The following is a 13,534-nucleotide window of genomic DNA, read 5'->3' as shown; positions in this document are numbered from 1 at the left end:
AGCCCTGTTCGCCGACGGGGAAAGGTTCGGGGCCGGGGACGTCTGTTCCGGGGTTTCCCGCACCGTAGTGGTAGTCATTGTGTCTCACCTTGTCTGCCCGGCACCGCCATGGTGCCGATGCGTTGTCGTTGTCATTGCGGCGGGTTCTGCTGCGAACCGCCGTCGATGGCTTCAGCATAAGAACACGATGATGTCCTGTTTTCGTTTTTTATATCAAAAATTGATGCTGTTCATTCCGTCAAGCGCAAATGACACAACTTTCGATATCTTTCCGCAATACAGACAAGGGTGGCCTTCCGTATGCGTCACGGAAGGCCACCCGAAGAAGGCAAAACCAGGCTCAAGCCTTGGCGACCACCTCATCGGCGGCGAACTTCGCCTGCATGCTGGCACGAATCTCGGGCGTGATCGGCCACCACCGGTAGATGATGAACGCTATCGCACCGAGGATGGCCGGCACCACGCCCATGAGAATCGTGAATCGGTCGAGCAGGGCGGGCAGCTGGGAGACGTCGCCCAGGTAATTGCCCGTCTCGGAATCCACGTTGTATCCGATCATGATGAGCAGCACACCCACTATGCCGCCGGCAAGTGCGTTCTGCGCCTTTTCGAGCAGGCTGCGCAACGCGGTGACGAGCGCGCCCATCTCCTTGCCCACCATGTAGCGGTTGTAGTCGATGGATTCCGCCCACAGACCTATCGAGGGCACGAAACCGAAGCCGGACGCGCAGTTGATGAGCATCAGAATGATGAACAGTACCCAGAAGTTGGTGCGCAGCACCCCGGCCAGTTCGCAGACGAACAGCATCAGGCTGAAGAGAGACATCAGCGCCAGGCTCAGTCGCTGCACGGCGAGGTTGGAGCCCATCTTCCGGACCAGCAACGGCGAGAACCCGGTCATCAGGAAGATCGGCCCCAGCGAGACCAGTTGCAGGAGCAGGGACTGGAACGCCAGCTGCGAGTTGTTCACCACGCCGGCGGCCATGTCGGCGTTGTACGCCCATTTGACGTAGTACATCACCACCGCCGAGGTGGTGGTCCACATGAATCCGGAGAACAGTGAGGAGACGATCTGCACGGCCATCGCACGGTTGAGTTTGACCATGGCGATGATGTCGTGGAAACGGATGCGTTCGGCGTGCCTGTTGTTGGCTTCGGCAACCTCCTCGTCGGAGACGTTGCCCTCCCTGATCATGAGGATGCCGATCAGGGAGATCGCGCCGAACACCACCACCATCACGGTCACCAGGATGCCGATGGCGGTCTTGATGCCGCCCATCTGCTGGCCGAGGGCGAGCGCGAACGTCATGATCATGCCGGCCGGCAGGGCGCCTGCGGTGCTCACCAGACGGTTGACGGTGAAGAACCGGGCGCGCAGCTCATCGTCCTTGGTCACGGACTGCACGAGCGGCACGAAGGCGGCGAACGTGGAGCCCACGTCGTAGGCGAAGTAGAAGAAGAACACCCAGATGCCGACCAGAACCGGGTTGGACACGAGCCCGTCCGGGATGTTGTACAGCAGAATCGAGGAGACGGTCACGATGATGATGCTGGCGATGATGAACTTGCGGTATTTGCCATGCCGGGTGACCTTGGCGCTGTCCATGATCCAGCCCTCGACCGGATCGTTGACGGCATCGAAGATGCGTCCCACGAACAGCACCACGGTGGCGAGCGTGGCTCCCCACGGCCCGATGCCGGCGTAATCGGTCAGGTAGGTCATGAAGATCGAGGACATCAGGGCGAGGCTCGCGTATCCCACCAGACCGTTGACGGCCATGCCGAACAGTGTTTTGCCGTCGTATGGGTACTCCTTGCGCCTGGCCTTGGCCTCGCGCACATCCTTCGCCTCCACGGGAGCAGCCATCGTCGCACCGGCCGCGTCGGCACGCTCCCCCAATGCCGTCGATGGCACCATATCTGCAATCTGCGTCATAACAATTCCTCCTTGAATCGTCGGTAGTCCCACGCTACGGCCCGTTTGATGTCGAATTTATGCGATACATGGCAGATTTTCGTTCAGATGCGTGGGTCAGGGCACATGCCGAGTGTCAGATACGTATCATGAAAACCTGATATCAACCGTCAATCGAAAGACGGCGACCTTCCACGGCAACGAGGAGCTTCGAATGGGCACTGCGGCACAGGGTTTCGAGGAGGTGCTCTGCGCGGCCACCGGCATCAGCCTGTGGCGGTACGACATGGGCATGAATCTGGAATACACCAACTGCGGTTCCCTGTGTTGGGATTCGGCGTTCCGGGCCACCGGATGCGCGGAACAGGTCCGGCTGCATTGCAGCCAATCGGACCGCCCGATGTTGTTCGAGACGTCACTAAGTCTCTTCTGGATTGCGTTCGCCGGGGACCGCGTCGGTCTGGGCAACTCAGGCACGACAGACATCCCTCATACGGAGAGCATCGAAAACACCACGGAAATCAAGGGGCCGGGAAGTGGTCCGGCCGGCCGTTGCATCTACACGATGGGACCAGTGTTCATCTCACAGACCTCGGCCGTGGACTTCAACCGCGCGGCGCAACGGCTCGACGTGCCGGATTCGACGTTGGCGCTCATCTCGGAGGCACGCACCTCGCTGCCCACAGTCAACGCGGTACGGTTCGAGGAATACTCGATGCTGCTGGTGTTCGCCATCCGCGGCGAACGCATCAGCTTCGAGGACATAGAGCTCAAACCATTCGACGAGGGCCGAACGGCGAAGGCCCGCCAGGAGGCGGTGGGCACCCATCAGGGTTCGTATGAATACGAGCGGATCATGCTCAAGGACATCGAAGACGGCAACATCAACTATCGTGCCAGCCGCAACCGCATGGCCCCCATGGTGCCCACAGTGGGCAAGTTGAGCGCCGGCGACCCGCTGCGCCAGACGAAGAACATGATCATCGTGCAGATCGCCACCTGCTCACGCGCGGCGATCAAGGGCGGGCTGCCCTCGGAGATCTCGTTCAGCATGTCCGACTCATACATCCAGAGCGTGGAAGCGGCGCACACCACGGTGGAGGTACAGGCCATCGGCCTGACGATGTATGACGACTACGTACGGGCCGTGTGGAAGATGAAACAGGACAACCGGTATTCGGAAACCATCAACCGTTGCATATCGATGATTCGCATGCACTCCACCGAACGGTACACACTCCGACAGCTCGCCGCCGAGGTGGGGTATTCGCCGTACTACCTGTCCACGCGATTCAAGAAGGAGACCGGCACGGGCATCGGCGAATTCATGCGTCGCGCCAAAGTGGAGTACGCACAGTTCCTGCTCACCGACACACAACGTGGCATCAACGATATCGGCGAATCACTCGGCTTCTCCTCCCCCAGCCATTTCATCGCCGTCTTCAAGGCCGAAACCGGCCTGACGCCAAAGCAATACCGCGAGTCACGCGCCGCCGTGGCCAGAGTCCGTACATCTTGAGGAGATTGTCCGGCTACGTTCAGGTTCGCGTGCGTGGGCCGGGTAATATTGGTGGCCGTGATACTTGACCGACATAATCGACTCAACACCGCCGACATGAACGCACGTCTGAAGATGCTGGATCTGCCGGGCGGACGGTTCAACGCAGACGACATCACCGAGTTCATCGACATCATGCAGGTCTATGAGGGCGCGATGTACGAAATCAGCACCAAGCTGGAGATTCTCGACGACGAGTTCCAGGTGCGGTTCAGCCACGATCCCATCCATCACATGGAGCGCCGCCTGAAGTCGGTGAATTCCATCATCGGCAAGCTCGAACGCAAGGGCCTGCCCGTCACGGTGAACGCCATCAAGGACAACCTGTTCGACGTGGCCGGCATCCGCGTGATCTGCAATTATCGGGACGACGTGTACTCCGTGTCCAACTACCTGTCCTCGCAGTCCGACATTCAGGTGCTGCGCGTCAAGGACTACATCAAGAACCCCAAGCAGAACGGCTACCGTTCGCTGCACGTGATCTACGCGGTGCCGGTGTTCCTTTCCTCGGGCGCGCATTACACGCCGGTGGAGGTGCAGTTCCGCACCATCGCCATGGATTACTGGGCGTCCCTGGAGCATGCGCTGCGTTACAAGGCGGATCTGCCGGACAACAAGCTCAACGAGCATTCGCAGACGCTGCTCGACTGCGCGCGTTCGCTGCAGAACATCGAGGTGCAGATGCAGAACATCCACCGCGACATCAACGGCGCGCCGCAGGTGGGCGAGGCGCCGAAGACCTCGGACTGATACGCAAGTTCCATATATGCAAGGCCGGCCTCATGGTCGGCCTTTTCATTATTAAGCCAAGATTGATGTGCCCTATGCTCGGCTCCCCTTGTCAGGGGAGCTGTCGGCATAGCCGACTGAGGGGTAGTCCTATCGGATTCAGGTCAATCCTGGTTAAGCAGAGCCTTTTCAATCCCGCTTCATGAATTCCGGAAGCTTGGACGGCGCCTGGGCGAGCAGGGTGCCGATGAAGATGAGGGCGCAGCCTGCGTAGCCGCGCGGGGTCATGATCTCGCCAAGGAAGATCGCGCCACCGACCGCGGAGAAGAACGATTCGAGACTCATCAGAAGGCTGGCGCGGGTGGGCGGCACCCACTGCTGACCCACCACCTGCAGCGTGTAGGCGATGCCCACCGAACCGATGCCGGCGTAGAGAATCGGCATCCACGAGTGCGCGGCGCCCGCCCAGTCGACCGAACCCTCGATGAGCGAACCCGCCCAGCTCAGCACGGCGGTGGTGCAGAACTGGCCGAACGAGAGCTTGATGGCGTCCACCTTGGCGCCCAGTTCGTCGATGATGAGGATGTGCGCGGCGAACAGCACGGCAGTGAACACGAGCAGGATGTCCGCAAGTCCCAGCGAGCCGAATCCGTCCGTAATGCACAGCAGGTAGAAACCTGCGATGGACATCACCACGGCCACCCCCACCAGCACACCGATGCGGCGGCGCAGGAACACGAACGCCAGCAGCGGCACCATCACGATGTACAGGGCGGTCAGGAACCCGGCGCGTCCGGCCGATTTGCCATAGAGGATGCCGTACTGCTGCAGGGTGCTTGCGGTGAACAGCACCACGCCGCAGACCACGGAGACGACGACGGGATTGGCGAGCCATGCCTTCCACTGCGGGACAGTACCGGCGGCATCGCCCGGAGTCAGGTCATTCGCGGCGGAGACGTCGGCAGCGGACGGTTCCGCTGGCTCCGCACTACTCCTCCCCCGCTGCCACAGCAGGATCGGCACCAGCGAAACCGCGCCCAGTGTGAATCGGGTGGCGTTGAAGAACAGCGGCGACATCGAATCCATGCCCTGGACCTGCGCCACGAACGCGAATCCCCAGATCAGCGCGGTCAGCAGCAGGCAGAACATCCCCACGAACTCTTGTCTTCTCATGGTGTCCCAACCTAACCCGCCCGTGTGACGGGCATGAAAAAGCCCGGCCACATTGTGGTCGGGCCATCGTTGTCAAATCCCGTTGAGAAACCGTGATGCCACGAAGGCAACCTCTGGAACTCCCCTCAGTCAGCTTCGCTGACGGCTCCCATCAAAGAAGGGAGCCGGACAATCGTCAGTCCCTGCTGCCGAGCAACTGGAGGATATACAGGAACATGTTCACGAAGTCGAGGTACAGGTTGAGGGCGCACAGGATGGACACCTTCTTGACCATCTCCGGGCCGTGCGACTCGTACTCGGTGAGCAGAGCGCGCGTGGACTGCGCGTCGTAGATGGTCATGCCGGCGAAGATGACCAGACCGATGGCGCACACGATGCGGGTCATGCCGCTTACCGGCAGGAACATGAGCACGAGCTGGGAGACGATGAGCACCAACAGCGCGACCATGAGGATCGGGCCGGCCTTGAGCATGTTGAACTTGGTGGTCAGACCGAACATGGTGAGCGCGAAGAAGAACGCGGCGGTGATGCCGAGCGCGACGCCGATGGAGCCGAGGTCGTAGACCATGAAGATGGAGCTCAGCGTGAAGCCCATCAGCGCAGCGTAGACGTAGAACATCACACGGGCGGTGGAGGACTTCATCTTCGTCACGCGCATGCCGAGCACCACGGCGAGCGCCACCTGCGCGATGCACAGGCCGACGAGGCCGACCATGCCGGTGGTCATGAGGAAGGCGTAGTAGGCGCCGGTGATCTGGCCGAGCACGGCCACCACGGCGGTGACGATCAGGCCGATGGTCATCTCGCCGTAGACCTTGGTCACGGAGACTCGGCGGGCCTGCTCGTAGTTGTAGGTCATGGTGGTGTCCATGGCGGCGGTGCCGCCGCCGGCGGGCGCGTACTGGTAGCCGGCGTTCTGCGGGGCGTACTGGTAGTTCTGCTGGCCGTACTGGCCGTAATCGGCCTGCGCGTACTGCTGGCCGTATCCCGCCTGCTGCGCAGCGTTGTAGTCGGGGGTGTTGTATTGCGGGTTGTATTGCCCGTTATTGCGGGGCTGCTGACCGAATGTCATGATCGCTCCTTTGATTCGTTCCCGACCATAGTAAGGGAACAAAGCTTACGATTTCATGAAAGCATCTTCCGAGAGCGTAAAACGCCGGTTGACAGAGACGATCGGCGGCCTTTTGCCGGATAACGGAAGGCCCTGTTCAACCAAGATCGGCATGAATCCATGTCCGGATGCTCCAAGTCGGTTTCGCAGACAGTTCACCTTGCGAAAGAACGGACTTCCGTTCGCAGTCCATCGACTGCCGTCTTGTGCATTGCCTACGCACAGCCCTGCTGTTTTGCTCCACGGCAACGTCCGACACATGGCGGGGCATAAACAATGGCAACGGCAGTCGCCGGTCTGACGGTGGGCGACTGCCGTTGTCATGTGGATGAAGGGCTCCCCCGTACGGATGTACCGATGAGGGAAGCGGGTGGGCTACTTGGTCAGGTCGTAGATGGTGACGCCGTCCACGGTCTGGGCCTCGAAGTTCTCGGCCACCCAGGAGGCGATCTCGCTGGCGGCGTCCGAGCCGCCCATCTGGTTGCCGCCCATGCCACCACCGGAGATGTAGTAGTGGATGAGCCCCTGCTTGACGTAGCTCTTGAACTGCTCCAGGGTGGGCGCGGGATCGGAGCCGTTGAAACCGCCGATAGCCATGACCGCCTCCTCGCTGGCGAGCTGGTAGCTGGCCGCGTTCTGCGATCCGGTGGTGGCCGCGGCCCAGCGGTATTTGCCGGCGTTCTTCTGGAGCATGGAGACGATCTCGCTGCTGGCGGTGCCGCCGCCGAGCAGACCACCGCCCATGACGCCGCCAGGACCGCCCTGCGGCCGTCCGGTGGAGCCGGAGCTTGAACCGTTGCCATCCGACTGGGTGCCGTCGGAGTCGTCCGAACCGTCCGACTGACCGTTGCCTTGGCCATCGGACTGGGACTGACCGTCACCGGAGCCGTTCTGCTGGGACTGGCCGCTGTCCGAACCGTCCGACTGACCCTGCATGCTCGGTGGCGTCTGTCCGTCGCCCTGGCTGTCAGAGCCGTCAGCCTGGCCATCGGAAGACTGACCATCGGACTGCCCCGGCATGCCCATGCCTCCGGGACCGCCCTGGCCATTCGGGCCGCCACCCATGCCACCGCCGCCGGGGCCACCACCCATGCCGGTGGAGCTGGTGACGTTCGGGCCGGCCGTGACGATGGAACCGGTGTGCCCGGTGGACACGGTGTACACGGTCCAGGCCAGCGGCCCGGCGTACAGCGCCACGGCGGCCATCACGATGCCGACCACGCCCATGACGCCGATCACGCGGTTCACGCCGGCGGTGCGCAGGAAGCGGAAGTCACGCATCGGCACCGCGGCCACGGCCGTGCAGGCGAGCAGCAGTCCGGCGATGAAGCCGACGAACAGCACCGCCACCTTGAGCCACGGCAGCCAAGTGGACCGGCCGAGCAGCTCCACGGCCCAGAACGTGTTCACGAAGACCAGCGCCGCGGCAACGGCACGGGCCCAGAACGTGTCCCTCTTGGACCACAGCCCCATAATGGAGATGGCCACGAGCGCGGCCACTGCGGGGGCGAGCGCCACGGTGTAGTACTGGTGGAAGATGCCGGCCATGAAGCTGAACGTGAGCCAGGTGACCACGAGCCAAGAGCCCCAGGCGAGCACACTGGTGCGACGCAGGTCGGTGCGGCGGCTGTGACGGGCCACGATGAGGCCGATGACGATGCCGGCGAAGGCCAGCGGCGCGAGCCAGGCGATCTGGCCGCCGTACTCGCCGTCGAACAGTCGGCTGATGCCGGTCTGCCCCCACATGCCGCCGCCGTTGCCGCCACCCGAGCCGCCGGGCACCACGGCGCCGTCCTCGTTGCCGGTGATGCGGCCGAGGCCGTTGTAGCTGAACGTCAGTTCGAGGAAGGAGTCGGTCTGGGAGCCTCCGATGTAGGGACGGGAGCCGGAGGGCACGATGACCGTCAGGGCGACCCACCAGCCGGCGGAGACGACCAGCGCGAGCACGGCGACGAGTCCATCCACGATGCGGCGGAGGAACTTGGTGGGCGAGGCCACGAGGAAGGCGAACGCGAATCCGGGGACCACCAGGAACACCTGCATCTGCTTCGTCAGGAAGCCGAAACCGATGCATACGCCGGCGAGCGCCATCCATAGGGTGCGTTTGCGGTTGCCGGCGCGGGTGTCCGGGTATTCGAGCGAGCGCATCACGGCGGCGGTGGCACTGGTCATGAGGAGCACGAGCAGGGCGTCCGGGTTATTGAAGCGGAACATGAGCGCGGCCACGGGCGTGGTGGCCAGGGTGAGTCCGGCGATGATGCCGGCCCAGTTGCCCCACTGGCGTCGGATGGTGGCGTAGAGCACCCAGACGCTGGCCATGCCGCACAGTGCCTCAGGCAGCAGGATCGCGAAGGAACTCAGGCCGAAGATGCGCACGGAAAGTGCCATGAGCCAGATGGATGCCGGCGGCTTGTCCACGGTGATGGCGTTGCCGGAGTCCAGCGATCCCCACAGGAACGCCCACCAGTCCTTGGAGCCTGCCTGGGCCGCGGCCGAGTAGAACTCGTTGGCGTATCCGGAGGCGGTGAGGTTGACGAACATGATGATGGCGGTCAGGCCCATCATGCCGCCGAATCCGATCCAGTCGACCGCGGTGCGGCGTTCGGCGACGTTGGCTCGGACGGTGCGCACGGCGTGCGTGTCCACGAACCGGCCGCCCGGCATGGAGGAGAAGGCGGGAAGTCTGAACCGGCCGTGGGCCCGTGGGGTCGAGGTCGGTATGCTTGCGGTGCTCATAAGGGGTGACGATGTCCTTTCGATTGTTCAGGCTGTTCGCACTATTCGCGCTGTTCGCGCAGCGGGGTCTCAGGCCGCGGCGGCCAGGCGCATGCGGTTCAGGGTGCCGTTCATGCGCCACATGCCCTTCAAATCCTTCTTGACTGTGTCCGGGATGTTGACGGTGGTGCCCGGATCCTCGATCCAGTGGACGGGGAATTCGTACATGCGCATGTTGGTGGCCTGGGCCAGCAGCAGCATTTCGGTGTCGAAGAACCATTCGTTGTCCTGGATGTAGGGCAGCAGGTGGCGGGCGGCGTCCGAGGTCATGGCCTTGAATCCGCATTGCGCGTCATGGAAGGCCGCGCCGAGCAGGACGCGCAGCATGCCGTTGTAGGTGCGGGAGATGAATTCGCGTTTGGCGGAGCGGACGACCTGCGATTCGTCGAACAGGCGGCAGCCGAAGGACACGTCGGCGCCGCCGTAGAGCAGGGAGCCGATGAGCACGCCGGTCTGTGCGATGTCCGTGGAGAGGTCCACGTCCATGTAGGCCACGGTGCGGGCTTGCGATTCGCCCCAGGCGAGCTTCAGAGCGCGGCCGCGGCCCTTGGCGGCGATGCGGATGGCGCGTACGCGGTCCGGGTATTGGGCGGAGAGCCGGGAGGCGATGGACCAGGTGTCGTCCGTGCTGGCATTGTCCGCGATGACGATCTGCCAGGTGTAGGCCCATCCTTCGATCTGGCTGGCGGCCAAGTGGTTCATGAGGGCGAGCACGGAATCGGCGAGCTGTTCCTGTTCGTTGTAGACGGGGATCACGATGTCCGCGTCCACGGTGCGGGGCTGGCCGACGCGCTCCGCGATGGCGGAGGCCGGACCTCCGGTGATCGTGGAGGCGGGTGCCGGGGTGGGGTGTGCGGTGGAAAGGAGCTTGTCGTGGCCGTTCGTGGCCAGGGGCTGCGATGTCGCGGCAGCGGGCGTTGCGGTTGCGGTGTTCATGACTCTTATGAAACCGCCGGTTTCCTAGCGCCGTCTTAGCCGTACGTGAAGCTTTTCGGGCAGTCACGGAAAAACGGGCTCCACGTTTCCTGAATACCTTCTGGAAACGTGGAGCCCGTTACTTCGCTGCGGGACAAGCCGATACCGGCAATCCCGAGGCTTCTCACATGGGAGAAACCGATAGCACAATAGGTCAGTCGTTGAGATGCTGGATGGCGTAGTCGGCTTCCTCGGCGGTGAACTTCTCGCCGTACTCGCTGGTGAGCTGGTCGCGGATCGCCTCGGGGGACATGGCCATGGTCTCCTGGTAGCTCTTCGCCTTCGCCAGCGCGTTCGCGTTCCAGTCGGCCTTGACGTTGTCGACGGCGTACTGGGCGGCCTCGGCGGAGAATTTGCCGCCGTACTCGCTGGTGAGCTGGTCGTAGATGCCCTGCTTCGACATGTGCATGGTGTCGGAGTAGGACTTCGCCTGGCGTAGGGCGGACTGGTAGTCGGCGGGGACCTGCGGGGTCTGCTGGGCGTCGTTCTGCCCGGTTTCGGTGTCGGCGCCGGTGTCGGATTGACCGTTGTCGGTGGCGGACTTGTCGCCTTCGGCGTCGGACTTGGGACTCTGGCTGGTGGTGTTCTGCGCGGACTGGCTACTGGTCTGGCCGGAGGTGCCGCCCATCTGGCTGCCGATGGCGGCGAGCAGGACGACGACGATCACCCAGAACCACCATCGTTTCCATATCGGCTTCTTGGCTTTGGCGGGGACGGGTTGGGGCTGTTGCCGGGGCTGTTGAACGGGTTGTTGGGTGGTTGGCGCTGTCATGGCTTCTTCCTTCTTCGATGGTCCCCGAGATCAGCCGCATGCCACGGAATCGGCACGGGCTTGGGACGATGTCAGGTGTCCCTTGTGACGCTACCGAATCGCGGACCGTACCGTCAGTGGACGAACGGCCATTCCCCGTTGCCCTTTCGGGCAGGGACGGACGGCATAGGGTGCCCGCATGTCCAGTGGCGCCCGGATGCGGGCCGCCATACAGTGGAAGGCATGACGAATCCGCAACGCTCCCCCATGCCCGCGCCCGGCGGGGCCGGACGGCACGGCCGCACGTTCCGCGACGGCGACGGCACTGACGGCGACACGGTCCGTGGCAGGGCCGCGGACATGGACGATGTGCCGGTGAAGACCCAATCCTGGTGCACGGCGGTCATGGTGCCGCTGGCAAGCTTCATGTGCCTGGCGCAGACCTCGTTCTTCGCGCAGAACTTCGAGCAGAACTCCGCGGGCTTCGTGCTCATGGTGCTGTGCTCGCTGGTGGCGCTGCCGTCCGGCTTCCTGCTGCTGGCCCGGGCCGAATATCCGGAACCGACGTTCTGGATCGCCTGCGCGCTGGTGACGGTCTTCCCGTTCGATTCGCTGATCGTGCTGATGGCCCTGACCGCGTTGCTGGCCAGGCGTTCGGACCGGAAGGTCGCCGTGCGCTCGGCAATCGCAGGCACGCTGGTGACGGTGTGGTCGCAGGTACGCGATGCCCTGCAGCAGCCGGAGGCGTCGATCTGGCATGTCATCTTCGCCAAGCCGAATACGGGTGGGGCCACGGGCGAGCCCATGGTCATGCTGGCGCAGGAACCGACCATCATCATCACAGCCGTCGTCACGGCCCTGGTGGCCGCGGCCATCGCCATCCTGACCGGTCTGCATATCCGCTCGCGGGCCCGGCTGCGCACGGCGAACGCGGTGGCGAGCGCGGCCACCGACCATGCGGCAACGCTGCAGTCCGACCTCAACAACCAGCAGCTGGCGGACGCCATCGCCGCCGAGGCCCATGACACGCTCGCCCATTCGCTATCGCTGATGGCGTTGAACGCCAGTGCGCTCAAGGCCGAGGCGGACAAGCTGGGCGACTCCCCCGAGGCGCGCGCCCTGGCCGGCAAGGCGGAGGACATCCGCAGGCAGTCGGCGGGCGCGTTGGACGAGGCGCACGCGATCATCGACATGCTGCGCAACCCGCAGCAGGCGTGGGAGCAGCTGGCTCCGAGCGACGACACCTCGCTGACACGCGAATCGCTGGATACGCTCATCGCCGACGCACGCAACTCCGGCACGCAACTCAACACATGGATCGACATCCAGCAGCTGAGCGGCCTGGACGAAACCATCGGCAAGGTGGCGTACCGGGCCGTGCAGGAGGGACTGACCAACGCGCGCCGCCATGCGCCGGGAGCCCCGGTGTCCCTGGAGATCACGGCGGGACCGGCCGCGGGCGTGCATCTGCATATCAGCAATCCGATGACGCAGACGGGCTCCACGCATGGCGCCGGACTGCCGGGGCTTGCCGCACGCGCGCAGTCGGTGGGCGGCCAGTGCCGGTACGGCGTGGACGAGCGGCACCTGTTCCATGTGGACGTGCGGCTGCCCTGGCGTGGCTAAGATGGCTAGAGTGAAAGAGCAGAGCGAGGCATCGAAGACGGTTACGGATACGGCACAGGCCGTCGGAGTCGGAGTCGCGCACAGTTCCGATGATCGTTCCGCAGGTTCCGGGCATGGCACCGGCCATGCGGCAGGGCCGGGCGGGCAGTCCGGGGCTACAGGGCCGATCCGCGTCAGCGTCATCGATGACGACCCGATGATCTGCCAGGCGATGAGCCTGATTCTCACCGACTATTCGAACGGCAGACTAGTCGTGGCCTCCACGTCCACGGACGGCGAAACGTGCGTGCGCCGGGCGGCCGAGGAACGGCCGGACGTGGTGCTGATGGACATCGCCATGCCGGGCGTGGACGGCATCGAGGCCACGCGGCGGCTGCGGGCGCTCCCCCATGCGCCGCATGTGCTGATCCTGACCTCGCTGAGTCCTTCGGGCACGGTGGAACGGGCCATCGAGGCGGGAGCCGAGGGATTCGTTTCGAAAACGGATGCGCCGGACGAGATCATCCGCCGCATCATCGGGGTCACGGAGGGCGCGCCGCAGTTCAACACGGCGAGCCAGCGTCAGCTCATCGACGAATTGAGCCGGACACGATCGCGCATGCGTCGGGATGAGGCGCGCGCCCTGCTGGATTCGTTGCCGGAACGTGAGCGCGAGGCGGTGATGCTGGCCGCCGAAGGCTACACGAACGCGGAGATCGCCTCGCGGATGTTCATTTCCGAGCGGACCGCGAAGGCGCACCTGTCCTCGGCGGCGGATCGGCTCAGTATGGGCCGCGTGCAGATGGCACGGCTCGTGGAGCGGGCCGATCTGCCGGCGCGGCTGTAACGGCGCTGAGACTGCTCTCAGCCATCTTTGTCGTCTGCTCCTCTGAGACGGTGAGCAAAAAGCAACCGGTTCCGGTTGGACGAAGCCGTTGTCGT

10 protein-coding genes are annotated in these 13,534 nt (G+C 63.8%); 4 read left to right on the top strand and 6 right to left on the bottom strand.

Annotation, left to right across the window (positions count from 1 at the left end):
• Window positions 1–340: 340 nt before the first annotated feature.
• Window positions 341–1,936: an MFS transporter gene (locus KIH81_RS03865; RefSeq protein ID WP_214304143.1), complete on the bottom strand. Its 1,596-nt coding sequence runs from the start codon at window positions 1,934–1,936 to the stop codon at window positions 341–343.
• Window positions 1,937–2,129: 193 nt separating this feature from the next.
• Here KIH81_RS03865 and KIH81_RS03860 point away from each other — a divergent pair, with 193 nt between their 5' ends.
• Together KIH81_RS03860 and KIH81_RS03855 are read left to right on the top strand one after the other, a co-directional pair.
• Window positions 2,130–3,434 carry an AraC family transcriptional regulator gene (locus tag KIH81_RS03860; protein ID WP_214304142.1) on the top strand — a complete coding sequence of 435 codons (1,305 nt, stop codon included), beginning with the start codon at window positions 2,130–2,132 and terminating at the stop codon, window positions 3,432–3,434.
• Between the two features lie 96 nt (window positions 3,435–3,530).
• On the top strand, window positions 3,531–4,223 hold the full coding sequence (locus KIH81_RS03855) for a GTP pyrophosphokinase (protein ID WP_170115024.1): 693 nt from the start codon (window positions 3,531–3,533) through the stop codon (window positions 4,221–4,223).
• A 168-nt stretch (window positions 4,224–4,391) separates the two neighbouring features.
• On the opposite strand, the gene KIH81_RS03850 is transcribed toward KIH81_RS03855, so the two are convergent.
• The 5 genes from KIH81_RS03850 to KIH81_RS03830 all read right to left on the bottom strand — a co-directional run bounded on the left by KIH81_RS03850 (window position 4,392) and on the right by KIH81_RS03830 (window position 11,008).
• The gene (locus tag KIH81_RS03850; protein WP_214304193.1) at window positions 4,392–5,351 is read right to left on the bottom strand and encodes a DMT family transporter; all 960 of its coding nucleotides are present in this window, start codon (window positions 5,349–5,351) and stop codon (window positions 4,392–4,394) included.
• 199 nt (window positions 5,352–5,550) lie between these two features.
• Complete coding sequence (locus KIH81_RS03845; RefSeq protein WP_214304141.1) at window positions 5,551–6,447, bottom strand: Bax inhibitor-1/YccA family protein; 897 nt, start codon at window positions 6,445–6,447, stop codon at window positions 5,551–5,553.
• Between the two features lie 414 nt (window positions 6,448–6,861).
• Window positions 6,862–9,222, bottom strand: a complete 2,361-nt coding sequence (locus KIH81_RS03840; protein WP_236029234.1) for a mannosyltransferase YkcB-related protein — start codon at window positions 9,220–9,222, stop codon at window positions 6,862–6,864.
• A 69-nt stretch (window positions 9,223–9,291) separates the two neighbouring features.
• Window positions 9,292–10,197, bottom strand: a complete 906-nt coding sequence (locus tag KIH81_RS03835) for a dolichyl-phosphate beta-glucosyltransferase (protein WP_214304140.1) — start codon at window positions 10,195–10,197, stop codon at window positions 9,292–9,294.
• Window positions 10,198–10,390: 193 nt separating this feature from the next.
• Complete coding sequence (locus KIH81_RS03830) at window positions 10,391–11,008, bottom strand: Ltp family lipoprotein (RefSeq protein ID WP_214304139.1); 618 nt, start codon at window positions 11,006–11,008, stop codon at window positions 10,391–10,393.
• Window positions 11,009–11,392: 384 nt separating this feature from the next.
• Between KIH81_RS03830 and KIH81_RS03825 the strand changes: the two genes are divergently transcribed.
• Complete coding sequence (locus tag KIH81_RS03825) at window positions 11,393–12,613, top strand: sensor histidine kinase (RefSeq protein ID WP_214304191.1); 1,221 nt, start codon at window positions 11,393–11,395, stop codon at window positions 12,611–12,613.
• 166 nt (window positions 12,614–12,779) lie between these two features.
• Window positions 12,780–13,439, top strand: a complete 660-nt coding sequence (locus KIH81_RS03820) for a response regulator (RefSeq protein ID WP_338024735.1) — start codon at window positions 12,780–12,782, stop codon at window positions 13,437–13,439.
• Window positions 13,440–13,534: the final 95 nt, after the last annotated feature.

This window comes from Bifidobacterium miconisargentati (assembly GCF_019331675.1).
Taxonomy (GTDB): Bacteria; Actinomycetota; Actinomycetes; order Actinomycetales; family Bifidobacteriaceae; genus Bifidobacterium; species Bifidobacterium miconisargentati.
This window is presented reverse-complemented; position numbering and strand designations above follow the sequence as displayed.

Excerpts from the sequence above, each read along its gene's own strand:
- KIH81_RS03845 (WP_214304141.1), bottom strand. The coding sequence starts at position 6,447 with ATGACATTCGGTCAGCAGCCCCGCAATAACGGGCAATACAACCCGCAA.
- KIH81_RS03825 (WP_214304191.1), top strand. The coding sequence starts at position 11,393 with ATGGTGCCGCTGGCAAGCTTCATGTGCCTGGCGCAGACCTCGTTCTTC.
- KIH81_RS03860 (WP_214304142.1), top strand. The coding sequence starts at position 2,130 with ATGGGCACTGCGGCACAGGGTTTCGAGGAGGTGCTCTGCGCGGCCACC.
- KIH81_RS03840 (WP_236029234.1), bottom strand. The coding sequence starts at position 9,222 with ATGAGCACCGCAAGCATACCGACCTCGACCCCACGGGCCCACGGCCGG.
- KIH81_RS03855 (WP_170115024.1), top strand. The coding sequence starts at position 3,531 with ATGAACGCACGTCTGAAGATGCTGGATCTGCCGGGCGGACGGTTCAAC.
- KIH81_RS03865 (WP_214304143.1), bottom strand. The coding sequence starts at position 1,936 with ATGACGCAGATTGCAGATATGGTGCCATCGACGGCATTGGGGGAGCGT.
- KIH81_RS03835 (WP_214304140.1), bottom strand. The coding sequence starts at position 10,197 with ATGAACACCGCAACCGCAACGCCCGCTGCCGCGACATCGCAGCCCCTG.
- KIH81_RS03850 (WP_214304193.1), bottom strand. The coding sequence starts at position 5,351 with ATGTTCTGCCTGCTGCTGACCGCGCTGATCTGGGGATTCGCGTTCGTG.
- KIH81_RS03830 (WP_214304139.1), bottom strand. The coding sequence starts at position 11,008 with ATGACAGCGCCAACCACCCAACAACCCGTTCAACAGCCCCGGCAACAG.